Source organism: Streptomyces hilarionis (assembly GCF_024539675.1).
GTDB classification, from domain to species: domain Bacteria; phylum Actinomycetota; class Actinomycetes; order Streptomycetales; family Streptomycetaceae; genus Streptomyces; species Streptomyces hilarionis.
Genome location: NZ_JAHHIT010000483.1, coordinates 1 through 406, shown reverse-complemented (window position 1 = coordinate 406; position 406 = coordinate 1). Strand labels below are relative to the sequence as shown.

Annotated in this window: 1 pseudogene; it reads left to right on the top strand. The window is 56.2% G+C overall.

From position 1 onward, the window contains the following. Positions 1-75: 75 nt before the first annotated feature. A pseudogene (locus tag KMS84_RS44010) lies at positions 76-406 on the top strand (IS66 family transposase); the annotation flags it as partial.

The window sequence follows — 406 nt, the reverse complement described above, 5'->3', positions numbered from 1 at the left end:
TCAACGTGATTCGTAAGTGGCTACCGCTTTATCGAGATCAAGCGCCCGCAACACTATCGGCGTTCGTTACGGTAATACGCCGATCATTTGCCGCTGTATCGCCAGGATCAAATCTTCGGGCGTGCCGGCCTTACGATTGCTCGTTCAACGCTGGCTAGCTGGGTCGGTATTTGCGGTGTGCAATTGCAGCCGTTGATCGATGCCCTACGCGTAGTCGTGATTGAGCACAACGTAGTGCATGTCGACGAAACTCTCGTGCAAATGCTCGCACCAGGCGAGAAGAAAACCCACCGGACGCATGTCTGGTGCTATGCCACGACGACCATCGCCCCGATCAGTGCAGTGGTGTACGACTTCAGCCCTGGTCGATCAGGCGAGCATGCTCGCAACTTCCTGGGCGACTGGA